We start from the raw sequence: 26,316 nt of genomic DNA, 5'->3' as shown, positions 1-26,316 counted from the left end.
TCCTTTACAAAGATGGTAAAAGAATAAGGTTGTGCAACGATTGTACAACCTTAAAAATAGATAATGTATATTTATACGAAACGTATTTTAAAACCTAAAAACGTCGTTTGTATACGAGATAGAGTTTTCGACAAAAAATACACATGTGGACAACCATTTACCCACATGTGAGTATAACTGTCCACATGTTATGCACAATTTGTGGATAAAATACAAATGTGGAAAACTTGCTCAAGGTGAAAACACAACTATAATATCAAAAAAAGATAGCGATAGCAATGAATTTCAAAAAGTTATCCACAAAATCAATACCTTGTGGAATAAACTTGTCCACAATACGATATACTGTGTAAAAGTGAAAAAATAATTTGTGGATATAAAAAAAAGAAAAATCCGTTATCCACAAATAAATAAAACAGCTGTGAAAAAAATTGTGAATAGGTTCAAAATGAATATTTGATGAAAATTTGGAGAACCATTGACATTTTCCTATTTGATTAACTATAATTTATAAGACTGTCTTTAACAGATATTCCTCAGGGAGGTGTCATATAATGAAAAGAACTTACCAACCAAATAAACGTAAGCGCAGCAAAGTACATGGTTTCCGCAGCCGTATGAGCACAGCGAACGGACGTAAAGTGCTAGCAGCTCGTCGTCGTAAAGGAAGAAAAGTATTATCTGCGTAGACCACTGATCGTTCAGTGGTCTTTTTTTCTAGTAATAATGAATTTCCGCTGATGAAATACAGGAGTGTCAATTGATATGAAGAAAAAGAATCGTATAAAGAAAAATGATGAATTTCAGGCTGTTTTTCAAAATGGAAAATCAAATGCAAATCGTCAGTTTGTGGTATATCAGCTTGAGAAAGCAGAGCAACCATACTTTCGCATTGGTCTTTCTGTTAGCAAGAAGTTAGGAAATGCAGTAGTGCGTAATCGAATTAAGCGCTTGATTCGCCAATCGATTGCAGAATTGAAAGATGAGATAGATTCTGGAAAAGATTTTGTTATAATAGCAAGGAAGCCTTGTGCAGATATGACATATGAACAATTAAAGAAAAGCTTAATTCATGCCTTCAAGCGCTCTGGTATTAAAATTACAAACAAGTAGCGTAGGAAAAGGGAAATGAATTACACTATATACATACCGAAACAAGGAGGAGCAGGCTGTGAAAAAGAAGATAGGCTTACTAGCCATGGTTATTGCTTTAATGGCGATCACTGCGGGCTGTAGTGAAGTGAATCAGCCGATTACACCGAAAAGCACAGGGATTTGGAATGAATATTTCGTATACCCGCTTTCTCAGTTAATCACATATTTTGCAAACTTATTTGGTAGTAATTATGGTTTAGCGATTGTTGTTACAACTCTTATTATTCGTTTTGCATTATTACCATTAATGATTAAACAAACGAAGAGTACGAAGGCAATGCAAGCACTACAACCAGAAATGGTGAAATTAAAAGAGAAATATAGCTCTAAAGATCAAGCAACGCAACAAAAACTGCAACAAGAGATGATGCAGTTGTATCAAAAGAATGGTGTAAACCCGTTAGCTGGTTGTTTACCAATCTTTGTTCAAATGCCGATTTTATTTGCATTTTATCATGCAATTATGAGAACAGAAGAGATTAGTAAACATACATTCTTATGGTTTGATTTAGGACAGGCAGATCCGTTCTATATCCTTCCGGTTCTTGCGGCAATCACAACGTTTATTCAGCAAAAGGTTGCTATGGCAGGAACTGCTGGACAAAATCCACAAATGGCAATGATGCTATGGCTTATGCCGATTATGATTTTAATCTTTGCAATTAACTTCCCAGCTGCATTATCCCTATACTGGGTAGTTGGTAACATCTTTGGTATCGCTCAAATGTATATGATCAAAGGGCCAGAAATTAAGGCTAGTAAGGCAGGAGGATCAAGCAAGTGAGTATAATTACTGCTAAAGGACAAACAGTCGAGCTGGCAGTACAAGATGCTTTAAGGCAATTAAAAGTTTCAAGGGACCAAGTAGATGTGAATGTGATTGATGAGGGTAAGAGAGGGTTCCTAGGTTTTATAGGGAATCGTCCAGCTATCGTAGAAGTTGTAGTGAAGAAAGATCCTATCCAAGAAGCGGAGCAATACCTCCAAAGTGTTGTTCAGGAAATGGGTGTGGATGTGATGATTACGAAAAATGTAAAAGGTCGAGAAATCGAATTTACACTTTCTGGGAAAGATGTAGGGATTTTGATCGGAAAAAGAGGACATACATTGAACTCTTTACAATATTTAACAAAGCTTGTTGCAAATCGTAGTACAAAACAATATATCGGTATCACAATTGATGCTGAAAATTATCGTAGTAAGAGAAAAGATACGTTAGAATCGCTTTCTTATCGATTAGCAAAACAAGTAGTGGCAACTAAAAAAAATGTTGTGTTAGAACCAATGCCCTCTTTTGAGAGAAAAATTATCCATCAAGCACTATCTAATCATCCAAATATAATTACAACTTCTGAAGGTAAAGAACCGCATCGACATGTTGTAATATCTTCCAAATAACCGGTTGCTCATAGGAGTGCCGGTTTTTTTGTGACGCTATAAAAAAATAAATTGTGGATAACTAAAGACACTAAACTTATCCACTGTGAATAAGTTTAGTGTTTTTCACATGAGGACATAATAAAATGAGTTATTATTCTTTTGTAGATAGGTTCGTTATGGTATCCTATTAGTTTAGTGAAGGTAAAAAATCATGTTGAAATAGAGAGAAATAAGCAAGTGAGGTGAAAGGACATGGATTTTGATACAATTGCTGCAATTTCCACGGCACTTGGGGAAGGGGCAATTGCCATTGTTCGAGTAAGTGGAGAGGATGCGATTGAAAAGGTCAATCGCATTTTTAAAGGGAAAGATTTAACGACAGTTTCTTCTCATACGATTCACTACGGTCATATTGTTGATTTAGATAAAGATCAAGTTATTGAAGAAGTAATGGTGTCAATTATGCGGGCACCAAAGACTTTTACGCGTGAAAATATCGTAGAAATCAACTGTCACGGTGGTCTTGTCTCTGTAAATAAAGTATTACAACTTATTTTGGCTCAAGGAGTACGTTTGGCAGAGCCTGGTGAATTTACAAAGCGAGCGTTTTTAAATGGGCGTATTGACTTATCGCAAGCAGAAGCTGTAATGGATTTGATTCGTGCGAAAACGGATCGAGCGATGAGTGTAGCAATTAATCAGATGGAAGGACGATTATCCAAATTAATTGGTCGACTTCGTCAAGAAATTTTAGAAACATTAGCTCATGTAGAAGTGAATATAGATTATCCAGAATACGATGATGTCGAAGAAATGACACACAATATTTTAATTGAAAAAGCGACACATGTTCGCGGAGAAATACAAAAAATATTGGAGACATCTAAGCAAGGAAAAATCTTACGAGAAGGAATTGCTACCGCAATTATCGGAAGACCTAACGTTGGGAAATCTTCGTTATTAAATAGCCTGGTTCAAGAGAAAAAGGCTATTGTAACGGATATAGCAGGAACAACGCGTGATGTCATTGAAGAGTATGTCAATGTACGTGGTGTACCACTTAAACTCATTGATACTGCCGGAATCCGTGAAACTGAAGATGTTGTTGAACGAATTGGCGTAGAGCGCTCAAAAGAGATGATGGGGCAAGCCGATTTAGTTCTAATTGTAGTAAACTATAGTGAAGCGTTAACAACTGAAGATGAAGAATTATTCCGTGCGGTGCAAGGAAAAGACTTTATTGTTATTGTAAATAAAACAGATTTACCAAAGCAAATTGATATGGACCGTGTTACAGAATTAGCGGGTAAAAATCGTATCATTACAACGTCGCTAATTGAAGAAAAAGGTGTAGATGAGCTAGAAAAATCTATAGCAGATTTATTCTTTGAAGGAGCAATTGAGTCGGCAGATATGACGTATGTTTCTAATGCAAGACATATCGGTTTATTAACACAAGCAGAAAAGACAATTGGAGATGCTATTGATGCAATAGAGAACGGTGTTCCGATTGATATGGTTCAAATTGATCTAACAAGAACGTGGGAAATACTTGGTGAAATTACGGGTGATACTGTCCATGAAAGCCTAATTGATCAATTGTTTTCTCAATTTTGTTTAGGAAAATAACAAATAGGTATTTAGAAGGATAGATGATATTAGGAGGAATAAATAATGGGATACAATGCCGGTTCTTACGATGTCATAGTAATCGGTGCAGGTCATGCAGGATGTGAAGCTGGTCTTGCAGCAGCACGAATGGGCTCCAAAACATTAATGTTGACAATTAATTTAGATATGGTTGCTTTTATGCCATGTAACCCTTCTGTTGGTGGACCAGCGAAAGGGATTGTTGTACGTGAAATCGATGCATTAGGCGGCGAAATGGGACGTAATATTGATAAAACACACATCCAAATGCGTATGTTGAATACAGGGAAAGGTCCAGCTGTACGTGCTCTTCGTGCACAAGCGGATAAATTTTCATATCAACATGAATTAAAGAAAACGATTGAAGAAACACCAAACTTAACATTATGTCAAGGAATGGTAGAACGTCTAATTGTTGAGGATGATGTATGTAAAGGTGTAATTACACAATCTGGAGCTGAATATACAGCGAAAACAGTTGTAATTACAACTGGTACATTCTTACGTGGTGAGATTATCATGGGCGATTTAAAATACTCAAGTGGTCCAAATAATCAGCAACCGTCTATCACATTATCAGAGCATTTAGAAGAACTTGGCTTGGAACTTGTTCGTTTTAAAACAGGTACACCACCTCGAGTAAATAGTAGTACGATTGATTATAGCAAAACAGAAATTCAACCAGGTGATGATAAACCTCGTGCTTTCTCTTTTGAAACAACAAAATTTATTATGGATCAAATTCCATGCTGGCTAACATATACGAGTGAAGAAACACATCGTTTAATTGATCGGAATTTACATCGTTCCGCTATGTATTCTGGTATGATTAAAGGAACAGGTCCTCGTTACTGTCCTTCGATTGAAGATAAAGTGGTTAGGTTTAATGATAAACCACGCCATCAAATTTTCTTAGAACCAGAAGGACGTAATACACAGGAAGTATATGTACAAGGTTTATCAACAAGTTTGCCGGAAGATGTACAGCGTGAAATGCTTAAGACAATTCCTGGTTTAGAGAATGTTGAAATGATGCGTACAGGTTATGCAATTGAATATGATGCAATTGTACCAACGCAGCTATGGCCGACACTTGAAACGAAAAAAATTAAAAATTTATATACAGCGGGTCAAATTAACGGTACATCTGGTTATGAAGAAGCAGCAGGGCAAGGAATTATGGCTGGAATTAACGCAGCGTGCCGCTCTTTAGGGAAGAAAGAGGTTATTTTAGGTCGTTCAGATGCTTATATTGGTGTTTTAATTGATGATCTTGTAACAAAAGGGACGAATGAACCATATCGCCTTTTAACATCCCGAGCTGAATATCGTTTATTACTACGTCATGATAATGCGGATCTTCGTCTAACGGAAATTGGCCATGAAATTGGCTTAATTCAAGAAGAGCGCTATGAGCGTTTTAGCGCGAAAAAGGAACAGATTAATCAAGAAAAATTGCGTTTAGAAAGCATTATTATTAAACCACGCCCCGAGGTGCAAGAATTAATTCGCAGTGTTGGTGGAAGCGAATTAAAGGATGGAATACGTGCAAGCGACTTACTACGTCGTCCGGAAATGACGTATGAACATATTCGCACGCTTGCGCCAAGTGAAGCTGAAATACACGATGAAATCGCCGAGCAGGTAGAAATTCAAATTAAGTATGAAGGATATATTGAAAAATCCTTACAACAAGTAGAACGTATGAAGAAAATGGAAAGTAAAAAAATTCCTATTGACATTGATTATGATGCGATTTCTGGAATCGCTTCTGAAGCGAGACAAAAATTAAAAGATGTTCGTCCTCTGTCTATGGGGCAAGCGTCCCGGATTTCTGGAGTAAATCCAGCTGATATTTCCATTTTACTTGTGTATATCGAACAAGGAAAAATTGCGCGAGTATCGAACCAATAATTAAGTAAGGAGATATGGCAAGATGAACATAGAACAATTTCAATCTATGCTAGGAGAAAGAGGAATTACCCTTTCTCCTAGGCAATTAGAGCAATTTGAAATCTACTTTGAAACATTAGTGGAGTGGAATGAGAAAATGAATTTAACAGCTATTACAGAGAAAGAGGAAGTGTATTTAAAACACTTTTTTGACTCGATTACAGCTGCCTTTTATTGTGACTTTTCAAAACCATTTTCCATTTGTGATGTTGGTGCAGGTGCTGGATTCCCAAGTATTCCATTGAAAATTTGTTTCCCTCATTTAAAAATAACAATTGTAGATTCATTGCAAAAACGTATTAATTTTTTAAATCATTTAGCACAAAAATTAGAGTTAAGTGATGTTGCGTTCTGCCATGATCGTGCTGAAACATTCGGGAAAAAAGAGGGTGTACGTGAATCGTTTGACATTGTGATGGCGCGTGCGGTAGCACGTCTTTCTGTACTAAGCGAGCTATGCTTACCACTTGTAAAAGTAGGTGGGACATTTATCGCAATGAAAGGTGCAGCTGCCAATGAAGAAATCGAAAATGGTAAGTATGCTTTAGAAGTGCTTGGCGGTGAGCTGAAAGAAATTTCTACTTTCCAATTACCATTTGAAGAAAGTGAACGTAACATTTTATCAATCATGAAAAAGCGCAAAACACCAAAGAAATATCCGCGTAAGCCAGGGACACCCAATAAATTACCTATTGAAAAGTAAATCTTATTAGACGTAAGATTAAATTATATAAATGAAAACGTAAATGTTTCATAGGAAACATTTTTGTGTAGGACATTCAATAGGCCCAAAGGTGGTGGAATATGTATGAAAAATACGTTTTCTCGTTTATTTGGCTTTGGAGATAAAGAGAGCGAATTCGAATTACAAGACGAAAGCCATGAAGAAATAGATAAAAAGATATATGAAGAAATACAAGAAATCCCAATAGCTAATATTATTCCGAATCGTTACCAACCGCGTACAGTTTTTGATGATGCACGAATCGATGAACTTGCATTGACCATTCGTACACATGGACTTATTCAACCAATTGTTATAAGGCAATATGAAGAAGATAAGTATGAAATTATTGCCGGGGAAAGACGTTTTCGTGCTGCAACGAAATTAGGATGGGAAAAGGTTCCGGCAATTATTAAAAACTTAAATGATACGGAAACGGCTTCTGTTGCTCTAATTGAGAACTTACAACGTGAAGAGTTAACAGCAATTGAAGAAGCTGTTGCTTATCAAAAGCTAATTGAGTTACATAATTTAACACAAGAGGCGTTAGCGCAGAGGCTCGGAAAAGGGCAATCAACAATTGCAAATAAGTTGCGACTATTAAAGTTGCCTGAGGAAATCAAACAAGCATTGTTAGAAAAGAGTATTACAGAACGTCACGCTCGTGCTCTGATTCCCTTGAAAAATGAGGAATTGCAGTTGAAGGTTTTACAAGAAATTATAGAAAAGCAATTAAATGTAAAACAGGCTGAGGAACGTATTGCTAAGCTATTGGAGGAAGTAAAACCAAAGCGTAAGGCAAAACAAAAAGCAGTAAGTCGTGATATGAGAATTGCGATGAATACAATTAGACAATCATTACAAATGGTTGCAAATAGTGGACTGAATGTCAATTCTGAAGAAGAAGAGTTTGATGAGTATTATCAGATCACAATTAAAATTCCTAAAAAAAAATAATTTGTATGTGATATAGATCTCACCATTTTGGGGAGGTCTTTTTTTTCCTATATTTTTCTTTTTAAATGAAGAAGGAGTTTTAGAATAAATTTTGAAGTTTAATAAGGATGCAAAAGAAAAAATTTTATTTCGTGTTACAATAAAAATAATTATTTTTAGAATAAGACAGAAAGGTTGAAAGTAGGTGACATCATGGGAAAAATCATTGCTATTGCTAATCAAAAAGGCGGTGTAGGAAAAACAACAACGTCTGTTAACCTAGGAGCTGGATTGGCACAGGTAGGGAAAAAAGTACTGCTTATTGACATTGATGCTCAGGGAAACGCAACAACAGGTGTAGGAATTGAAAAGTCGGAGTTAGATCAATGTATTTATAATGTTCTTGTGGAAGATGCAGAAGTTCAAGGAGTTATCCGGAAAACTGCAACTCAAAACTTAGATGTTCTACCTGCTACAATTCAATTGGCAGGTGCTGAGATTGAACTGGTACCAACCATTTCCCGGGAAGTTCGTTTACAGAGGGCTTTGCAACCAATTCGTAATGAATATGATTATATTATTATTGATTGTCCCCCATCTTTAGGCTTATTAACAATTAATGCACTAACAGCAGCGGATTCCGTTATTATTCCCGTTCAGTGTGAATACTACGCACTGGAAGGATTGAGTCAATTACTGAATACAGTTCGACTTGTACAAAAGCATTTAAATAAAAATTTAGCAATTCAAGGTGTACTATTAACGATGTTAGATGCACGTACAAACTTAGGAATTCAGGTTATAGATGAAGTGAAGAAGTATTTCCGAGATAAAGTATATCGCTCGATTATCCCGCGCAATGTTCGCTTGAGTGAAGCGCCAAGTCATGGGAAACCAATTATGCAGTATGATGCTAAATCAAGGGGTGCAGAAGTATATATAGATTTAGCAGAGGAAGTGATTGCTGGTGGCTAAGGGATTAGGAAGAGGGATTAATGCGTTCTTTCCAGATTTAGATGTGAAAGAAGAAGAAAAAATTCAAGAAATTGCACTAACTGAATTAAGGCCAAACCCCTATCAACCGCGTAAAAGCTTTCAAAAAGAAGCAATTCAAGAATTGGCAGCATCTATTAAAGAACATGGTATCTTACAACCTTTAATTGTAAGGAAAAGTATTAAAGGATATGAAATTGTTGCTGGCGAAAGAAGATACCGTGCTGCAAAAGAGGCACACCTTGAAACAGTTCCAACTGTTGTTCGAGAATTAAATGAACAGCAAATGATGGAATTTGCCTTGTTGGAAAATCTACAACGTGAAGATTTAAATCCAATGGAAGAAGCTTTGGCGTATCAAATGCTAATGGATGAGCTGAATGTAACGCAAGAACAATTAGCAAAGCGTCTTGGAAAAAGTAGGCCATACATTGCTAATTATGTTCGTTTGCTTACCCTTCCTTCATTTGTTCAAGAAATGATTGCAGATGGAAATCTATCTATGGCACATGGACGGACATTACTTACAATCAAAGACGAAGAACAGCTAAAGTCTTTATTGAAGCGTATTGAAAAGGAAGGATTAAATGTTAGGCAGTTAGAGCAAATTGTTCAACAGATGCATCAGCGAGTTTCACGTGAAACAAAGAAAGTAAAACAAGAACGAAATATATTTTTTGAAGAGCGTGAAACATTGTTGATGGAAAAATTTGGAACAGGTGTAAAAATCAAAGAAACAAAGAAAGAAAAAGGAAAAATTGAAATAGAATTTTTCAATAAAGAAGATTTAAATCGTATTTTAGAATTATTATCTGGGGAAAACTAAAAAGCAAACCATCTTTTTATTTATAGATGGTTTGCTTTTTTTAATACGGATAATTTTTGATCTGTTTCCTTTATACTTTGGGCAATAATATCGGCCATTTTCATAACGAGACTTAATCTTGTATTTTGCAACACAAAAAATTCCATGAAACCATTTAAGTTTACGATGCCATGTATATGTAGATCACCAATTGTAGGTAACTTTTTATTCATTGCTGCTCCAGGCTTACTAGGTCCTTCACCAACAGTTATGGAACCGATGTTTTGAGATTTCCCAAGGCAAGCATCAATTGCAATAATAAAAGAATCAGGGATTGAGGTTTGAATATTCTGAATACTATCTTCTAAGTTTAGTGCATGAATTGGTTCATCAAGTGTGCCAAATACGTGGAAATTTTGAATGTTCATTTGTTCTAGTTTAGATCCAACTAATGGACCAAGTGCATCACCGGTTGAACGATCTGTTCCAATACAAATTATGCTGAGGGTTTTCGTTTCATGAATAGGTATGTGTGAGAAGAGAAAATCACTAATTGTTGTACAAGCTTCTAAATCGTGGTGCATAACATTCTGCGATTTTTTTTCAAAAAAAGGCAAGCGGAAATTTCCTATATTCATGAATCATCCATCCTTTTGATAAATTTTTACGATTCACTGTAAAGTTTTTTAGGTATAGATTTTATTTCGTAATATGGAAAAATTATAAGTTCTCTATTTTTGCAAGCCATTTATAAAACCAGAAATAATAGTACTAGTATATATATATTCATGACATTTTATACCTAGATCAAAGCAAACAAACGCAAATAAGGTAATAAATTTTTTTCAGAAATAGAGAAAACTTCTGATACAATAAAGAATGAATGGATGAAAAGAAAATTTCTTTGGAGAGGTAGAATGGTATGGATGTATTAGATAAATGGTTTGATACCATACTGAAATATTTAATGGACTCAAATCGCTGGGAGTATATAGGGGTTGTAACGTTAAAGATTTTAATTATTTTAGTAGCAGGTATGATAGTAGTACGTATTGCAAGAGCAATTGTTAGAAATGCGTTTCGTATGGGAAGCCGCTCGCCAATTCAAATTTCAGAGCGACGTACGGTTACGGTAGCTAAGCTACTTGAAAATATTGTAGCATACGTTGTTATGTTCATTATGTTAATCGCGATTTTAGGCGTATTTAATATTAATGCATCAGGTTTATTAGCTGGGGCTGGGGTAATCGGTTTAGCAGTCGGTTTTGGTGCTCAAAGTTTAGTAAAAGATGTCATTACAGGGTTATTTATTTTATTAGAAGATCAATTTTCTGTTGGTGATTATGTTCGTATCGGCCAATTTGAAGGTGTAGTTTTAGAAATTGGATTACGTACAACAAAATTAAAAAGTTGGACGGGAGAAGTTCATATTTTGCCAAATGGTAGTATTACACAAGTAACAAACTTTTCTATTAGTAATAGCGTAGCATTTGTCGATGTATCAATTTCTTATGAAAGTGATATAGCAAGAGCAGAACGAATAATTGAAGAGTTATTAGAAGAATTACCAGGAAAATATGAGCAAATGGTAGCAACACCACAATTATTAGGTGTTCAAACACTTGGTGCATCTGAAGTTGTGCTCCGTGTAATTGCTGAAGTGGAACCGATGCAGCATGCACCTATTGCTAGAGCGCTTCGTAAAGAAATTAAAAATTGCCTTGATTTAAACGGCATTGAGATTCCATATCCACATATGGTTTTATATAATCGTAAAGAGATGGTTAATCAACAAGCAAATTAATAACGAGGGGAGTTTGGAGAGTGGAACAAAAGCAATATAACTTGTACGATGTTGTGGAGATGAAGAAGGCCCATCCGTGTGGTGCAAATCGTTGGAAAATTATTCGTATGGGAATGGATATCCGCATTAAGTGCGAAGGATGTGGCCATTCGGTAATGATTCCTCGAAGAGAGTTTGATCGCAAAGTGAAAAAAGTTCTTGTAAGGCACGAAGAATAGAGAAAAAGTAACAGTCGCTTCAGGTGGCTGTTACTTTTTTGAACTTTTAGGGAACTTGTCATTTTATTCGTTACTATCTATAATGATGGAAGATTGAGACATAGGAGTGAAAAATATGGGATTAACGGCTGGGATTGTTGGTTTACCAAACGTAGGGAAATCAACATTATTTAATGCAATTACACAAGCGGGAGCAGAATCTGCAAACTATCCATTCTGTACAATTGATCCGAACGTAGGGATTGTAGAGGTACCAGATGAACGCTTAAATAAACTAACAGAACTAGTTGAACCGAAAAAAACTGTTCCAACTGTATTCGAGTTTACTGATATTGCAGGTATCGTAAAGGGTGCAAGTAAAGGTGAAGGACTAGGAAACAAATTCTTATCTCATATTCGCCAAGTAGATGCGATTTGCCAAGTTGTTCGTTGTTTTGAAGATGAAAATATTACACACGTTTCAGGAAAAGTAGATCCAATCGATGATATTGAAACGATCAATTTAGAATTGATTTTAGCGGATTTAGAATCTGTAGATAAACGTATTGAACGTGTGGCAAAATTAGCGAGACAAAAAGATAAAGAAGCAGTATATGAGCACGAAATTTTAGTTCGTTTAAAAGAGGCATTCGAAGAGGGGAAACCAGCTCGTACTGTTGAATTTACAGACGAACAAATGAAGATTGTTAAAGGACTTCACCTATTGACAACAAAAGAAATGCTTTATGTAGCTAACGTAAGTGAAGATGATATTATGGATCCATCTGAAAACGAATATGTAAAGATGGTAAAAGAATTTGCAGCAAATGAAAATTCACAAGTAATTGTTGTTTGTGCAAAAATTGAATCGGAAATTGCTGAGCTAGATGAGGAAGAGAAAAAAGTATTCCTTGAAGAATTAGGGATTGAAGAATCTGGTTTAGATCAATTAATTCGTGCTGCATACGACTTATTAGGACTAGCTACTTATTTCACAGCTGGTGTACAAGAAGTACGTGCATGGACATTCAAACAAGGCATGAAGGCACCTCAATGTGCTGGTGTTATTCATACAGACTTCGAACGTGGATTTATTCGTGCTGAAACAGTTTCATACGATGACTTAATGGAGAACGGTTCTATGACAGCTGCTAAAGAAGCAGGAAAAGTACGTCTAGAAGGAAAAGAGTATATCGTAAAAGATGGAGATGTTATGCACTTCCGTTTTAACGTGTAAATCAATATTTCCTAGGAAAAAATAGAGATATCAACTTGGTGAACCTATCATATGTTTGCCAAGTTTTTTATTTATTGGTTAGTTGATTCATCTAACTTACTATGATATAATCTAAACTCGTGAGTAATTACTATATAATTAATTGCTCCTTGCCCATTATGGGCCGTTTAGACCAAAAGGAGGTGAAAGTGTAATGAAAAAATACGAAATTATGTACATCATTCGTCCTGGCGTTGAAGAAGAAGCTCAAAAGGCTTTAGTTGAACGTTTCGCAGGTGTTTTAACAAACAATGGTGCAGAAATCATTAACACGAAAGAGTGGGGTAAGCGTCGTTTAGCTTACGAAATCAACGACTTACGTGAAGGTTTCTACATGATCTTAAACGTGAATGCTAACGCAGAAGCGATTAACGAATTCGACCGTTTAGCTAAGATCAACGAAGATATCCTTCGTCACATCGTTGTTAAAGAAGAAGAAAAATAATTAAGATATATAGGGAGAGTGGTTCGATTGATGAATCGTGTTATCCTCGTTGGTCGTTTAACTAAGGACCCTGACTTACGTTACACGCCCAATGGTGTTGCGGTAGCTACTTTCACGTTAGCTGTGAATCGTGCATTTGCGAATCAACAAGGTGAGCGTGAAGCTGACTTTATTAATTGTGTAATATGGCGTAAACAAGCAGAAAACGTGGCAAATTATTTGAAAAAAGGTAGCTTAGCAGGCGTAGATGGACGTCTTCAAACTCGTAATTATGAGGGACAAGATGGTAAACGTGTATATGTAACAGAAGTTCTTGCGGAGAGCGTACAATTTTTAGAGCCGCGTAACGGCGGTGGGGAGCAACGCGGTTCATTCAATCAGCAACCATCAGGAGCTGGTTACGGTAACCAAGGCTCTAACCCATTTGGTCAATCTGGTAATTCAGGTAACTCAGGTAACTCTGGATTTACAAAGAATGACGACCCATTTTCAAATGTAGGCCAACCGATTGATATTTCGGACGACGATTTACCATTCTAATGGTATAGATCGGTTATTTCTAACAAAGAATGGAGGGAAATAGACATGGCAGGACGCAAAGGTGGACGTGCGAAACGTCGTAAGGTGTGTTTCTTCACTTCTAACGGCATCACTCGCATCGACTATAAAGATGTTGATTTATTAAAACGTTTCGTTTCTGAGCGTGGTAAAATTTTACCTCGTCGTGTAACGGGAACAAGCGCAAAATACCAACGCAAACTTACAGTTGCAATTAAACGTGCTCGTCAAATGGCACTTTTACCATATGTTGGTGAATAATAGCGTATGAAATGCACAGTAGAGTGAGACTCTACTGTGCATTTTGCTATGCTTTTCTTTTCGGAAAGAGAGGTAAAAAATGAAGCGTACAAGGCTTATTACAAAAGGGGCAGTTTTGTTAGCGGTATATGCGGTTTTACTTTTAACATTCTTGTATGTACCTGTTATAAGTATGGTTGCAATATTCGCACTACCATTACCCTTTTTATTGTTTATAGTAAGATACCCGTTTTCTAGTACATGTATGTTTTTTGGATCATCAATTCTTGTTACTATTATTATTAGTTCGCCACTTAGTCTTGTGAATACATTCATGTCAGGCGTAATAGGCATTTCTCTAGGGTATATGTATAAGAAAAAGAAAGGGCCAATAGAAATGTTATTGGTAGGAATGCTTGCATATCTGCTTAATTTTGTACTTGTTTATGTTGTGAGTATACAATTTTTTAATATGGATTTTCTTAAGCAAATGCAAGATATGTTCAAACAAGGAATGGAGCAAAGTGAAAAAATAATGAAGGCAGCGGGTGCGCCAATTAGTCAAGAGCAAAAAGATTTGTTAGGGCAATTCAGCGATATGCTTCGAATTCTTTTGCCAAGTTTGCTTGTAATGGTTTCTTTAATATATTCTTGGATTACAGTATTAATAGCAGGTAATGTTTTAAAGAGATTGAAGTATACTATAGCACCATGGCCTAAGTTTAGAAATATCCGATTACCAAAAAGTATTGTTTGGTATTATGTTGTATTTATTTTGCTTTCAACATTTATGAAAGTCGAATCAGATTCATATGTATATATGGCATTTTCTAATTTATATGCCATCTTTTCATTGCTTCTTTTATTCCAAGGCTTTGCATTTATAGCTTTTTTTGCATATGCAAAGGGTTATGCAAAGGCGATTCCTATTCTCAGTTTTGTCGTATGTATGGTGATCCCGATGTTGTTTCCTCTAGTGACAATCTTAGGTATAATTGATTTAAGCTTTTCATTACGTTCTAAAATACAATCAAAATAAGTGAGAACGAGGGATGAAATCAGTGAAACTCCCATTATCAATCGTACTTTAGGTTTTGCGCATATAAGTTAATGCTATGAAAACAAAAGGTAATTTACACTCGTTTCTCTGTTTGTTTTAACTTGGCATGGGGCAGGAATAGGGTCTGACCGCTTCTATTCATGGTTGGATTCTCTCTCCTATCTGAAAAATAAGGCTTTTCGATTTGTATTTATATAAAGTTTATTATGTGACGCAAGCTTTTTAGTGGAAGTTTAACTTTGGGGTGTTTAATCTGTTCAACTAAACATAAATAGGAATGGAATTATTTCCTATTTATGTTAGTTTTATTTTATAGGAGTTGGATGCATGCCTGAATTTTATAAGAGACAGAGGTTTTTATATCCTGTTTATGTATTAGCTTTTTTCATATTTGTGCTTATTGCCATTCTTGGTTACTTTTACTGGATAACGGGAATGGTCGCTTTTTTTATTTTTTGCATTGTACTCTTTTTGGTAATTCGGTCTGAGCTAGCTTTTCAGAGGAATTTTGAAAAGTATACAACGGATATGATTACAAGGGTAAAAAAAGTCAGTAATGAGGCATTTAATCAAATGCCAATTGGTATTTTGTTATACAATAAGGACTATGGAATTGATTGGGCAAATCCTTACTTTTCTTCTTGTTTGGGGCAACATTCCTTAGCGGGTTGGCATTTGTATGACGTATCAGAAACCTTACTCCTTTTTATTAAAGGAGAAACAGCTGATGATATTGTATCTTTAAATAATCGTAAGTTTCGTGTGTTTGTAAGGAAAGAGGAAAAGTTAATTTACTTTTTTGATGTAACAGAGCAAACAGAAATTGAAAAAATGTATGAGGATCAGCGTACAGTTCTCGCGATTATTTATTTGGACAATTATGATGAAGTTACACAAGGATTGGATGATCAATTACGTACGAACATCACGAGCTTGGTGACATCGCGTTTAAATGAGTGGGCCCTCAAATATGGTGCATATTTAAAACGAGCTTCATCAGAGCGTTTTTTCATTGTGTTAAACGAAAGTATTTTGGCGCAAATGGAGAAGGGAAAGTTTGATATTTTAGATCAAGTACGTGAAGAAACATCAAAACGAAATATTCCACTTACACTAAGCGTTGGTGTAGGATCGGGAGACTTATCTTTATCAGAGCTTGGTGCAATGGCTCAATCGGGTTTAGATCTTGCTTTAGGACGAGGTGGAGACCAAGTTGCGATTAAACAAGCAACAGGAAAAGTGAAGTTTTATGGCGGTAAAACAAATCCGGTTGAAAAACGTACGCGTGTACGTGCAAGGGTTATCTCACATGCATTAAAAGATTTAGTATTGGAGAGCAGTAATGTAATTATCATGGGCCATAGGGCTCCTGATATGGATGCAATTGGAGCAGCAATTGGTATTTTAAAAGTAGCACAGTTAAACGAACGTGAAGGGTACATTGTATTAGACGAGAATGATTCTGATAAGGGTATTAAACGTTTGATGGATAAAGTGAAACAAAATGAGGAATTATGGTCTCATTTTATTACGCCGCATCAGGCCATGGAATTTGCAACTGATGATTCATTGCTTGTTGTTGTTGATACTCATAAACCTTCCATGGTGATGGAGGAAAAACTTTTGCATAAGATAGAAAATGTGGTTGTAATTGACCATCATCGACGTGGTGAAGAATTTATTGAGGATCCTCTTCTTGTATACATGGAGCCGTATGCATCTTCGACAGCTGAGCTTGTAACAGAGCTCCTTGAATATCAGCCGAAACGTTTAAAAATGACAATGTTAGAAGCGACAGCATTACTGGCTGGTATTATAGTAGATACAAAAAGCTTTACTTTTCGGACAGGTGCTCGTACATTTGATGCAGCTTCTTACTTACGTTCACATGGAGCGGATACAGTTCTTGTACAAGAATTACTGAAAGAAGATATGGCGCAGTATTTACGAGTTGCAAAAACGATTCAAAATGCTTACATTTATAAAAATGGAATTGCGATTGCCAAAGTAGCTGGTGATGAGTATTATGATCAAGTATTAATTGCGCAATCAGCTGATACGTTGTTGACGATGACAGGTGTAATTGCATCTTTTGTTATCGCAAAACGTGGGGAAAACTTTATCGGAATTAGTGGGCGTTCTTTAGGAGAAGTGAACGTACAGCTAATTATGGAAAACCTAGGTGGCGGTGGACATTTAACAAATGCCGCTACACAGATGAAAAATATAACGGTTGATGAAGCGGAAGATAAACTTCAATTTGTTATTGATGACTATTTACAGGGAGGCACACAATCATGAAAGTAATCTTTCTAAAAGACGTAAAAGGTAAAGGGAAAAAAGGAGAAGTAAAAAATGTACCGGACGGTTACGCAAATAACTTCTTATTAAAACAAGGATTAGCTGCTGAAGCAAATAACAGTAGTATGAAGACGTTAGAAGCACAAAAGCGCAAAGAAGAAAAAGACGCAGCAGCTGAACTTGAAAATGCCAAAAAACTAAAAGAAACATTAGAAAAATTAACAGTAGAGCTAAAAGCAAAATCTGGTGAAGGCGGTCGTTTATTCGGCTCTATTACAAGCAAACAAATTGTAGATGCAATGCAAAAAGCTCATAATATTAAGCTTGATAAACGTAAATTTGAAATGGACGATGCAATTCGTGCATTAGGATATACAAACGTAATTGTAAAATTACATCCTCAAGTAACAGCAACAGTAAAAGTTCATGTTAGTGAGCAATAAAAATAAGTTAGGCAAGGAGGATTGCGTATGAGTGATGTATTTGCTGATCGTACACCTCCGCATAATATAGAGGCCGAACAAGCAGTTCTAGGGGCGATTTTCCTTGATCAAGATGCGCTAACTTCGGCTTCAGAACTGCTGCTATCTGAATCTTTTTATCGGACAGCACACCAAAAGATTTTTGGGGTTATGCTTGAACTATCTGATAAAGGAGAACCAATTGATTTAGTTACCGCAACAGCAGCACTTGCTGACCAAGGTTTGTTAGAAGAAGTTGGTGGTGTTTCCTATTTAGCTGAATTAGCGGAGGCTGTTCCAACAGCTGCTAACGTAGAGTATTATGCACGTATTATTGCGGAAAAAGCACTTTTGCGTCGTTTGATTCGAACGGCAACTCACATTGTATCAGATGGTTATGAACGCGAAGATGATGTAGAAGGCTTGCTAAATGAAGCGGAGAAAAAAATATTAGAAGTATCACATCAAACAAATGCAAAAGCATTCCAGAATATTAAGGATGTTCTTGTAGATGCTTATGATAAAATTGAACTTTTGCATAATCAAAAAGGTGAAGTTACAGGGATACCGACTGGATTTACTGAATTAGATAAGATGACAGCGGGATTTCAGCGTAACGATTTAATCATTGTGGCAGCCCGTCCTTCGGTGGGAAAAACGGCATTTTCGCTGAATATCGCGCAGAATGTAGCGACTAAAACAGATGAAAATGTCGCGATTTTTAGTTTAGAGATGGGTGCTGATCAGCTTGTTATGCGTATGCTTTGTGCGGAAGGAAATATTGATGCGCAAAGGCTTCGTACGGGCTCATTAACTTCAGATGATTGGGCAAAGTTGACAATGGCAATGGGAAGTCTTTCAAATGCCGGAATATATATTGACGATACGCCGGGAATTCGTGTTAGTGAAATTCGTGCGAAATGCCGTAGATTAAAGCAAGAACAGGGACTTGGCATGATTTTAATCGATTACTTACAACTTATTCAAGGTAGTGGGAAATCTGGTGAAAACCGTCAGCAGGAAGTGTCTGAAATTTCCCGTACATTAAAAGGAATTGCGCGTGAGCTGCAGGTGCCTGTTATTGCCTTATCTCAGCTCTCTCGTGGTGTTGAATCTCGTCAAGATAAACGTCCGATGATGTCTGATATTCGTGAGTCGGGAAGTATTGAGCAGGACGCCGATATTGTGGCGTTCTTGTATCGTGAAGATTACTATGATCGTGAAACAGAAAATAAAAACACGATTGAAATTATTATTGCAAAGCAACGTAATGGTCCGGTAGGTTCTGTAGAACTCGCATTCGTGAAGGAATTTAACAAATTCGTAAACTTAGAGCGACGTTTTGAAGATGGACATGCACCGCCGGCATAGTAGGAGTATAAAAAAGAAACACATTTCTTATAATAAGATGTGTTTCTTTTTTTATAAATAAAAGATAGGGCTTTCATGGTGTGAATAAAGAATTCTTACGAACGAAACAGATAAAACATAAAAAAATGTTCGTTTTTAAATTGACTTCTCTTTTCATTTTGGTACAATTATATTGTTTGAAAAGTTCGTTTGAAAATTGCGGAGGTGCTTGAATAATGTCTTCAGTAGTAGTTGTAGGAACACAATGGGGCGACGAAGGAAAAGGTAAAATTACTGACTTTCTTTCTGAGCATGCGGAAGTAGTTGCAAGATATCAAGGTGGAAACAACGCAGGACATACAATTGTTTTCGACGGTGTTAAGTATAAATTACACTTAATTCCATCTGGTATTTTCTATAAAGAAAAAATTTGTGTTATCGGAAACGGTATGGTAGTAGATCCAAAAGCATTACTTGTAGAGTTAAAATACTTACATGATCGTGGTGTAAGCACTGATAACTTACGTATTAGTAACCGTGCTCACGTTATTTTACCTTATCATTTAAAACAAGATGCGTTAGAAGAAGAGAGTAAAGGTGATAATAAAATCGGTACAACGAAAAAAGGTATCGGTCCTGCATATATGGACAAAGCTGCTCGTATTGGTATTCGTATGGCTGATTTATTAGATCGTGAAGCATTTAAAGAAAAGCTTGAGCGCAGTTTAGCAGAAAAGAATCGTTTATTTGAAAAAATGTACGATACAGAAGGTTTCAGTGTAGAAGAAATTTTCGAAGAGTACTTTGAGTATGGACAACAAATCGCACAATATGTATGCGATACATCTGTCGTATTAAATGATGCATTAGATGAAGGTCGTCGTGTATTATTTGAAGGTGCACAAGGTGTTATGCTAGATATCGACCAAGGTACGTATCCATTTGTTACGTCTTCTAATCCAGTTGCTGGTGGCGTAACAATCGGTTCTGGTGTTGGTCCTTCAAAAGTTAATCGTGTAGTAGGTGTATGTAAAGCATATACAAGCCGTGTTGGTGACGGTCCATTCCCTACTGAACTTCATGATGAAATTGGTCATCAAATTCGTGAAGTCGGTCGTGAATATGGTACAACAACTGGTCGTCCACGCCGCGTAGGTTGGTTTGACAGCGTTGTTGTTAGACACGCACGTCGCGTAAGTGGTTTAACAGATCTATCTTTAAACTCTATCGACGTATTAACAGGTATTCCAACTGTGAAAATCTGTATCGCTTATAAATATAATGGAGAAGTTCTGGATGAAGTGCCAGCAAACTTAAACATTTTAGCGAAATGTGAGCCTGTATATGAAGAGCTTCCAGGTTGGACAGAAGATATTACTGGTGTAAAATCATTAGATGAGCTTCCTGAAAATGCAAGACATTATGTAGAGCGCGTGTCTCAATTAACAGGTATCCAATTATCTATGTTCTCTGTTGGTCCAGATCGTAATCAAACAAACATCGTTCGTAACGTATACGGTGGTTAATTGATATAAAATTGGTTTATTTAAGAAAAAACTCATGTTCACATGAGTTTTTTCTTATCTTTTATAAAGAAATATAAAAAAGGTATTGCAAAAATAAAACTTATTATGTTATGATAACTCTTGTCGTCACGAAAATATGACGTTGGTGAGTATGAGCCATTAGCTCAGTTGGTAGAGCATCTGACTTTTAATCAGAGGGTCGAAGGTTCGAGTCCTTCATGGCTCACCATTTTATTTTTCGTGGCCCGTTGGTCAAGTGGTTAAGACACCGCCCTTTCACGGCGGTAACACGGGTTCGAATCCCGTACGGGTCATGTTTATATATATGTTTTGTGGTCCCGTGGTGTAGTGGTTAACATGCCTGCCTGTCACGCAGGAGATCGCCGGTTCGACCCCGGTCGGGACCGCCACTTTTGTTTATACCACCATTAGTGGTTTTATATATATGTTTTGGCTCGGTAGCTCAGTCGGTAGAGCAGAGGACTGAAAATCCTCGTGTCGGCGGTTCGATTCCGTCCCGAGCCACTCTCAGGATATTAAGTGGGCCCACTTAATATCCTTTTTATTTGTTCAATTTTACAAATGAGAGTAGTTATTTTACAATAGAATGAGGAGCCTCTAGCAGTTGAAGCTAGGGGTTTTTCTGTAGATGGTACATGTTCCATTTATATGTGGATCATACGTGATTCTATGAGAATAGAGGAGAAAATACTCAAACAAAGGATACGATTGTTTGGTTATATGCCATACAAATAGTTGTGAATGTTTGAGAATGATTGACCATATTTTTATTAGGAGGAAACAAACAATGATGGGAAAGAAAATCTTAGTCGTTGATGATGAAAAACCGATTGCAGATATTTTAAAATTTAATTTAGAAAAAGAAGGCTTTGAAATTGTAATGGCACATGATGGAGATGAAGCCATTGAAAAGGCAAATGAAGAACAACCAGATATGGTTTTATTAGATATTATGTTACCAGGAAAAGATGGATTAGAAGTTTGTCGTGAAATACGAAAAAGTTCTGAAATGCCGATTATTATGCTAACTGCAAAAGACTCTGAAATCGATAAAGTATTGGGGCTTGAGCTTGGTGCAGACGATTATGTAACAAAACCGTTTAGTACACGTGAATTATTGGCACGTGTGAAAGCAAACTTACGCCGCCATCAACAAGGCGGAGCAGCTGAAAAAGAAGAAAACACAGAAATGGTTATTGGACCAATCGTTATTAATCCAAATGCGTACAGTGTAACGAAAAGAGAAGAAAGCATTGAACTTACTCATCGTGAATTTGAATTGCTTCACTACTTGGCGAAACATTTAGGACAAGTTATGACACGTGAGCATTTATTACAGACGGTTTGGGGTTACGACTATTTTGGGGATGTACGTACAGTAGATGTGACAGTACGTCGTTTACGTGAAAAAATTGAAGATAACCCAAGTCATCCAACTTTAATTGTAACAAGACGTGGAGTAGGGTATTACTTGCGTGATCCAGAGCAGGAATAGTATATGAAGAAAGTTGGTTTTTTTCAATCGATTCATTTGAAGTTTGTGCTCATATACATGCTATTAATTTTGATAGCAATGCAGGTTATTGGCGTATATTTTGTTCGTGAACTTGAAAAAAGTCTCGTACAAAGTTTTAAAGATTCATTAACGCAACAAACAAATTTACTGTCTTATAACTTGAAACAAGAGTTTGCAAAAGAGCGTGAAAAAAATGATGTACCTTTAGATGAGGCACTTAAAACATCAATTACTGATTTTGCTTTAGACCGGAAAAAGGATATTCAAGAAGTACGTGTTATTGACAAGGATAGGCGTCTATTAGCCATATCTAATCCATCTCCATCTAAACAAGGCATGGTAGGGAAAACAGTAACAGACATATCAGTCCAAAGGGCCCTTGTCCAAAAAAAGCCTGAAGGAAAAATTGAGAAGGATGGAACTACTGGGCATCGCGTTCAAGTTATGGCAACCCCAATTGAAAATGATAAGGGGAACATAATAGGTGTCATTCACATCGTTGCTTCTATGGAAGATGTTTATAAGCAGATGAAGGATATCAATCAAATTTTTGCAACCGGGACAGTGATTGCTTTATTAGTAACGGCAGTTTTAGGAATTTTATTAGCTCAAACAATTACAAGACCAATTTCAGATATGCGAAGACAAGCAATTGAAATGGCAAAGGGAAATTACTCTCGTAAAGTAAAAGTCCATAGTCACGATGAGATCGGTCAATTGGCATTAGCGTTTAATAATTTATCAAAAAAATTACAACAAGCACGTTCTTCGACTGAAAGTGAAAGACGTAAGCTTTCGTCTGTTTTATCTCATATGACAGATGGAGTAATCGCTACTGATCGAAAAGGAGATATTATTTTATTAAATGACCCTGCAGAAAAGATGTTAAACGTTTCACGTGAAACGGCATTAGATCAGTCTGTTTTAGAAGTGTTGGGCATTCAAGAGGAGTTTACACTTGATCATCTCTATGAAGAACCAGATTCTGTGTTATTAGATTTTAGTACGCGAAATGAACCGTATATTCTGCGAGCTAGTTTTTCCGTTATTCAAAAGGAAACAGGTAAAGCAAATGGTTTAATCGCTGTATTATATGATGTGACAGAACAAGAGCGTATTGATCGTGAGCGCCGTGAGTTTGTGGCGAACGTGTCACATGAACTACGGACACCGTTAACAACGATGCGTAGCTATTTAGAGGCACTTAGTGATGGTGCATGGCAAGACCCAAATATTGCACCGCAATTTTTAACAGTTACACAAGAAGAAACGGAAAGAATGATTCGACTTGTAAATGCATTGTTACAATTATCTAAATTAGATAGTACAGAACATCGTTTAATGAAGGAATGGGTAGACTTTACAGATTTCTTTAATAATGTTATCGATCGTTTTGAAATGTCAAAAGAACAAAATGTAATCTTTAAACGTTCATTCTCTAAGAAGTCTCGATTCATTGATATGGATGCTGATAAAATTACACAAGTTTTATATAACATTATTTCGAATGCTTTAAAATATTCTCCTGAAGGTGGAACAGTAACATATCGCTTGCGTGATCGAGAAGATATGTTAGAAATTAGTGTGAGTGATCAGGGAATGGGTATCCCAAAAGAAAATGTAGAGAAGATTTTTGAACGTTTTTATCGTGTAGATAAAGCGCGTTCAAGGCAGATGGGTGGAACGGGATTAGGTTTAGCTATTGCTAAAGAAATGATTGTGGCACATGGTGGATCGATTTGGGCAAAAAGTGAGGAAGGGAAAGGAACAACGATTTATTTCACTCTTCCAATGGCGAAGGAAGAAGAGGACGATTGGGAATGAATATGGAGAACTTTAAAACCATTGTTCTGATTAATCTAGTTGTCATTAGTCTGTTCCTTACTTTTAATTTATGGACGTACGTACCAGATTCTAATTCAATGCAAAACACAAAATTTGTCCAAGGGAATGCAGAAGCATTAAAAAAAGATGTTTCAAATGTAATTGTCCCATCTTCTATGATTGTTCATAAGGATAAGAAGCATTTTGCAAATGAAAAGAGAGACAATATTAACTTGTTATATAGAGTTCTTGAGAAAGGTGAGTTTCATGATTTTAAGGATATCACGAGCTCTATCTCTAAAAGTGATTTCCTCTCTTATGTACATGGAGAAGGGAAGATTGAGATTGTCTTTCCGACCGAGGTTCCGTTTGATGCGATTAGGGGCGTATTAACAATTAAAGATAAGAAGTTAGATATGTATAATTTTGATCGTATTGTTATTGACCCTTCTAAAAGTCGGGATCAAAATATTGATGTAAATTTTGTTTCTTATAACCATCGTAAAGTGTATAGAATGACATTAACAGGTGTGAATCTAAGTGACATTGTAAATGCACAAAATCAATTTTTAGCTTTAGCAAGACCTTATTTTGCTTATGACATAAATGATACAAAAAGAATATTTTTACCGGATGGTTCAACAGAAATGCAGGATTTTTTATATTTTACACGGGATTTGCCTGTAGAATCATTTAAAAATGTCCTATTTAGTGACCCACGTTATGTGACTCCTATTTCTAATGAATCAGAAGAAACTTATACGGATGGTATTCGTCTTATGCAAATCAATAAGCAGAACCGAATGTTAAAGTATACAAATTCATCCGTGGTTAGCGGTGCACGTATGTATGGAAACATCCTTATGCAAAGAAGTTTCGAATTTGTTAATAGTCATAGCGGCTTAACAGATGCATATAGATTTGATTATCTAAATTCCAAAGGGAAAACAAAGTTCCGTTTATATGAAGAAGATTTACCAGTATTTAATAGCGAAGGCATGACCGCATTAACACAAGTATGGGGAGCAGAAGAATTAATTAGCTATAAGCGTCCATTATTTAATTTGGAGATTAATAAATATGAGGATAAAAAGACCATACTTCCGGCTGGATGGACTGTTATAGAATCATTACAAAAAAAGTCGAATCTAGATAAAAAGTTAATTCAAGATATAGGAATTGGTTATAAATTAGTGCCAGAAAATGGACCAAATGGACCAAATGGGCAGGTTGCAACTGTAAAGCCGATTTGGTATGTGGTTTACGGTGAAGATCATCAAGTACTTGAGTGGAGTGAAGAGAAGGAGGGAGAGCTAATTGGACTGGAATCGGATTAAGACAATATTTATTGTTACCTTTTTTATTTTAGACCTCTTCCTCGTGTTTCAATTCATTCAAAAGCAAGATAGTAACCAATTAGAGTTAATGGCAGAAACAAAGGTAGATCAACAGTTAAAAGATGATAAAATTACAGTTGGTGATTTACCAAAAGAACCAAAGAAAGATTCCTTTATTACAGCAAAAAATAAGGAATTTCAAGAAGAGGATATCCGTGCCTTAAAAAACCAAACAGTTAGTTTACAAGATGGAAACACAATTGTAAGTAAATTAAAGGAACCATTACTAAATGCAAAGACACTGTCTAAAGATAAATATAGTGATTTCTTGAAAAATTATGTGCTAGATGGTCAGAAATATGAGTTTGGTAAGGCAGAAGCAACAAAAGTATATTTTTTTCAAAAGTATAAAGATAAACCTATCTTTTATAATGATCATGGGATGATTGTTGTGGATGTAAATGAGAAAGGTGAATTTGTTTCATATACACAAACAATGTTAACTGATTTAAAAGAGATGGGCGAGAATGAGAAAGCAAAAGAACAAGAGATTATTACAGCTCAAACAGCTTTAGAAAATTTATTCTTTAAGATTGAAATAAAACAAAATACGCATTTTAAAGAAGCACAGATTGGATATGCAACTCTTGTTACATCTACTGCTTCTAATATACAAGTGCTTGCTCCAACATGGAATTTAAAAACAGATCGGAAAGTAGATTATTTTGTAAATGCTATTGAGGGACAAGTTATTGAGTTAGGGAAAGAAAAGGAAAATGAAAAAGAAAAAATAATGGAGTGAGC

Annotated in this window: 26 protein-coding genes and 4 tRNA genes; 29 read left to right on the top strand and 1 reads right to left on the bottom strand. The window is 36.1% G+C overall.

The window, feature by feature from the left end; translation table 11 throughout:
* Positions 1-554: 554 nt before the first annotated feature.
* From rpmH to LOK41_RS11325, 10 genes are all read left to right on the top strand, one after another.
* Positions 555-689, top strand: a complete 135-nt coding sequence (gene rpmH, locus LOK41_RS11370; protein WP_000831901.1) for a 50S ribosomal protein L34 — start codon at positions 555-557, stop codon at positions 687-689.
* 76 nt (positions 690-765) lie between these two features.
* Positions 766-1,113: a ribonuclease P protein component gene (gene rnpA / locus LOK41_RS11365; protein ID WP_241816546.1), complete on the top strand. Its 348-nt coding sequence runs from the start codon at positions 766-768 to the stop codon at positions 1,111-1,113.
* Positions 1,114-1,171: 58 nt separating this feature from the next.
* Entirely contained in the window at positions 1,172-1,939 is a 768-nt protein-coding gene (gene spoIIIJ / locus LOK41_RS11360) for a YidC family membrane integrase SpoIIIJ (protein ID WP_174100934.1), read from the top strand.
* Positions 1,936-2,553 carry an RNA-binding cell elongation regulator Jag/EloR gene (gene jag, locus LOK41_RS11355; protein WP_241816545.1) on the top strand — a complete coding sequence of 206 codons (618 nt, stop codon included), beginning with the start codon at positions 1,936-1,938 and terminating at the stop codon, positions 2,551-2,553. The genes spoIIIJ and jag overlap by 4 nt, the downstream gene beginning before the upstream one ends.
* 234 nt (positions 2,554-2,787) lie before the next feature.
* Positions 2,788-4,164 (top strand): tRNA uridine-5-carboxymethylaminomethyl(34) synthesis GTPase MnmE, encoded by a 1,377-nt coding sequence (gene mnmE, locus LOK41_RS11350; protein WP_241816544.1) that lies wholly within the window; start codon positions 2,788-2,790, stop codon positions 4,162-4,164.
* A gap of 45 nt (positions 4,165-4,209) precedes the next feature.
* Entirely contained in the window at positions 4,210-6,099 is a 1,890-nt protein-coding gene (gene mnmG / locus LOK41_RS11345; protein ID WP_241816543.1) for a tRNA uridine-5-carboxymethylaminomethyl(34) synthesis enzyme MnmG, read from the top strand.
* 22 nt (positions 6,100-6,121) lie between these two features.
* Complete coding sequence (gene rsmG, locus LOK41_RS11340; RefSeq protein WP_174100930.1) at positions 6,122-6,841, top strand: 16S rRNA (guanine(527)-N(7))-methyltransferase RsmG; 720 nt, start codon at positions 6,122-6,124, stop codon at positions 6,839-6,841.
* A gap of 105 nt (positions 6,842-6,946) precedes the next feature.
* Positions 6,947-7,819, top strand: a complete 873-nt coding sequence (gene noc / locus LOK41_RS11335) for a nucleoid occlusion protein (protein WP_174100929.1) — start codon at positions 6,947-6,949, stop codon at positions 7,817-7,819.
* 192 nt (positions 7,820-8,011) lie between these two features.
* Positions 8,012-8,773 (top strand): sporulation initiation inhibitor protein Soj, encoded by a 762-nt coding sequence (soj, locus tag LOK41_RS11330; RefSeq protein WP_174100928.1) that lies wholly within the window; start codon positions 8,012-8,014, stop codon positions 8,771-8,773.
* Positions 8,766-9,617 carry a ParB/RepB/Spo0J family partition protein gene (locus LOK41_RS11325; RefSeq protein WP_241816542.1) on the top strand — a complete coding sequence of 284 codons (852 nt, stop codon included), beginning with the start codon at positions 8,766-8,768 and terminating at the stop codon, positions 9,615-9,617. The genes soj and LOK41_RS11325 overlap by 8 nt, the downstream gene beginning before the upstream one ends.
* A 20-nt stretch (positions 9,618-9,637) precedes the next feature.
* Here LOK41_RS11325 and yyaC read toward each other — a convergent pair whose 3' ends face one another.
* The gene (gene yyaC / locus LOK41_RS11320; protein ID WP_241816541.1) at positions 9,638-10,234 is read right to left on the bottom strand and encodes a spore protease YyaC; all 597 of its coding nucleotides are present in this window, start codon (positions 10,232-10,234) and stop codon (positions 9,638-9,640) included.
* A 284-nt stretch (positions 10,235-10,518) separates the two neighbouring features.
* Here yyaC and LOK41_RS11315 point away from each other — a divergent pair, with 284 nt between their 5' ends.
* The 19 genes from LOK41_RS11315 to LOK41_RS11225 all read left to right on the top strand — a co-directional run bounded on the left by LOK41_RS11315 (position 10,519) and on the right by LOK41_RS11225 (position 26,314).
* A complete protein-coding gene (locus LOK41_RS11315) occupies positions 10,519-11,400 on the top strand; it encodes a mechanosensitive ion channel family protein (protein ID WP_241816540.1) in 882 nt (293 codons plus the stop codon).
* A 20-nt stretch (positions 11,401-11,420) separates the two neighbouring features.
* Positions 11,421-11,618: a DUF951 domain-containing protein gene (locus LOK41_RS11310; protein WP_000436049.1), complete on the top strand. Its 198-nt coding sequence runs from the start codon at positions 11,421-11,423 to the stop codon at positions 11,616-11,618.
* Between the two features lie 115 nt (positions 11,619-11,733).
* A complete protein-coding gene (ychF, locus tag LOK41_RS11305) occupies positions 11,734-12,834 on the top strand; it encodes a redox-regulated ATPase YchF (RefSeq protein WP_174100924.1) in 1,101 nt (366 codons plus the stop codon).
* A gap of 193 nt (positions 12,835-13,027) precedes the next feature.
* Entirely contained in the window at positions 13,028-13,318 is a 291-nt protein-coding gene (gene rpsF / locus LOK41_RS11300) for a 30S ribosomal protein S6 (protein ID WP_174100923.1), read from the top strand.
* A gap of 27 nt (positions 13,319-13,345) precedes the next feature.
* Positions 13,346-13,858, top strand: coding sequence for a single-stranded DNA-binding protein (gene ssb, locus LOK41_RS11295; protein ID WP_016112819.1), 513 nt, complete (start codon positions 13,346-13,348; stop codon positions 13,856-13,858).
* Between the two features lie 45 nt (positions 13,859-13,903).
* Complete coding sequence (gene rpsR / locus LOK41_RS11290; protein ID WP_000918874.1) at positions 13,904-14,137, top strand: 30S ribosomal protein S18; 234 nt, start codon at positions 13,904-13,906, stop codon at positions 14,135-14,137.
* 79 nt (positions 14,138-14,216) lie between these two features.
* Positions 14,217-15,155: a YybS family protein gene (locus LOK41_RS11285; RefSeq protein ID WP_241816539.1), complete on the top strand. Its 939-nt coding sequence runs from the start codon at positions 14,217-14,219 to the stop codon at positions 15,153-15,155.
* Between the two features lie 348 nt (positions 15,156-15,503).
* Positions 15,504-17,477: a DHH family phosphoesterase gene (locus tag LOK41_RS11280; protein ID WP_241816538.1), complete on the top strand. Its 1,974-nt coding sequence runs from the start codon at positions 15,504-15,506 to the stop codon at positions 17,475-17,477.
* Positions 17,474-17,920: a 50S ribosomal protein L9 gene (rplI, locus tag LOK41_RS11275; RefSeq protein ID WP_174100920.1), complete on the top strand. Its 447-nt coding sequence runs from the start codon at positions 17,474-17,476 to the stop codon at positions 17,918-17,920. Before LOK41_RS11280 ends, rplI begins: the two co-directional genes overlap by 4 nt.
* A gap of 27 nt (positions 17,921-17,947) precedes the next feature.
* Positions 17,948-19,309 (top strand): replicative DNA helicase, encoded by a 1,362-nt coding sequence (dnaB, locus tag LOK41_RS11270; protein WP_241816537.1) that lies wholly within the window; start codon positions 17,948-17,950, stop codon positions 19,307-19,309.
* A gap of 215 nt (positions 19,310-19,524) precedes the next feature.
* Positions 19,525-20,814 (top strand): adenylosuccinate synthase, encoded by a 1,290-nt coding sequence (locus LOK41_RS11265; protein ID WP_241816536.1) that lies wholly within the window; start codon positions 19,525-19,527, stop codon positions 20,812-20,814.
* A gap of 153 nt (positions 20,815-20,967) precedes the next feature.
* Positions 20,968-21,043: transfer RNA gene (locus LOK41_RS11260), tRNA-Lys, on the top strand.
* 13 nt (positions 21,044-21,056) lie between these two features.
* Positions 21,057-21,128: transfer RNA gene (locus tag LOK41_RS11255), tRNA-Glu, on the top strand.
* Between the two features lie 20 nt (positions 21,129-21,148).
* A tRNA-Asp gene (locus LOK41_RS11250) sits at positions 21,149-21,224 on the top strand.
* 42 nt (positions 21,225-21,266) lie between these two features.
* A tRNA-Phe gene (locus LOK41_RS11245) sits at positions 21,267-21,339 on the top strand.
* A gap of 283 nt (positions 21,340-21,622) precedes the next feature.
* Positions 21,623-22,330 (top strand): cell wall metabolism DNA-binding response regulator WalR, encoded by a 708-nt coding sequence (gene walR, locus LOK41_RS11240; RefSeq protein ID WP_002174499.1) that lies wholly within the window; start codon positions 21,623-21,625, stop codon positions 22,328-22,330.
* 3 nt (positions 22,331-22,333) lie between these two features.
* The gene (gene walK / locus LOK41_RS11235; protein ID WP_241816535.1) at positions 22,334-24,175 is read left to right on the top strand and encodes a cell wall metabolism sensor histidine kinase WalK; all 1,842 of its coding nucleotides are present in this window, start codon (positions 22,334-22,336) and stop codon (positions 24,173-24,175) included.
* Positions 24,172-25,512, top strand: a complete 1,341-nt coding sequence (locus LOK41_RS11230; RefSeq protein ID WP_241816534.1) for a YycH family regulatory protein — start codon at positions 24,172-24,174, stop codon at positions 25,510-25,512. The genes walK and LOK41_RS11230 overlap by 4 nt, the downstream gene beginning before the upstream one ends.
* Positions 25,493-26,314, top strand: a complete 822-nt coding sequence (locus LOK41_RS11225) for a two-component system regulatory protein YycI (protein ID WP_481748802.1) — start codon at positions 25,493-25,495, stop codon at positions 26,312-26,314. The genes LOK41_RS11230 and LOK41_RS11225 overlap by 20 nt, the downstream gene beginning before the upstream one ends.
* The last annotated feature ends 2 nt before the right edge of the window (positions 26,315-26,316 follow it).

This window comes from Bacillus sp. TL12 (assembly GCF_022625245.1).
Classification (GTDB): domain Bacteria; phylum Bacillota; class Bacilli; order Bacillales; family Bacillaceae_G; genus Bacillus_A.
This window is presented reverse-complemented; position numbering and strand designations above follow the sequence as displayed.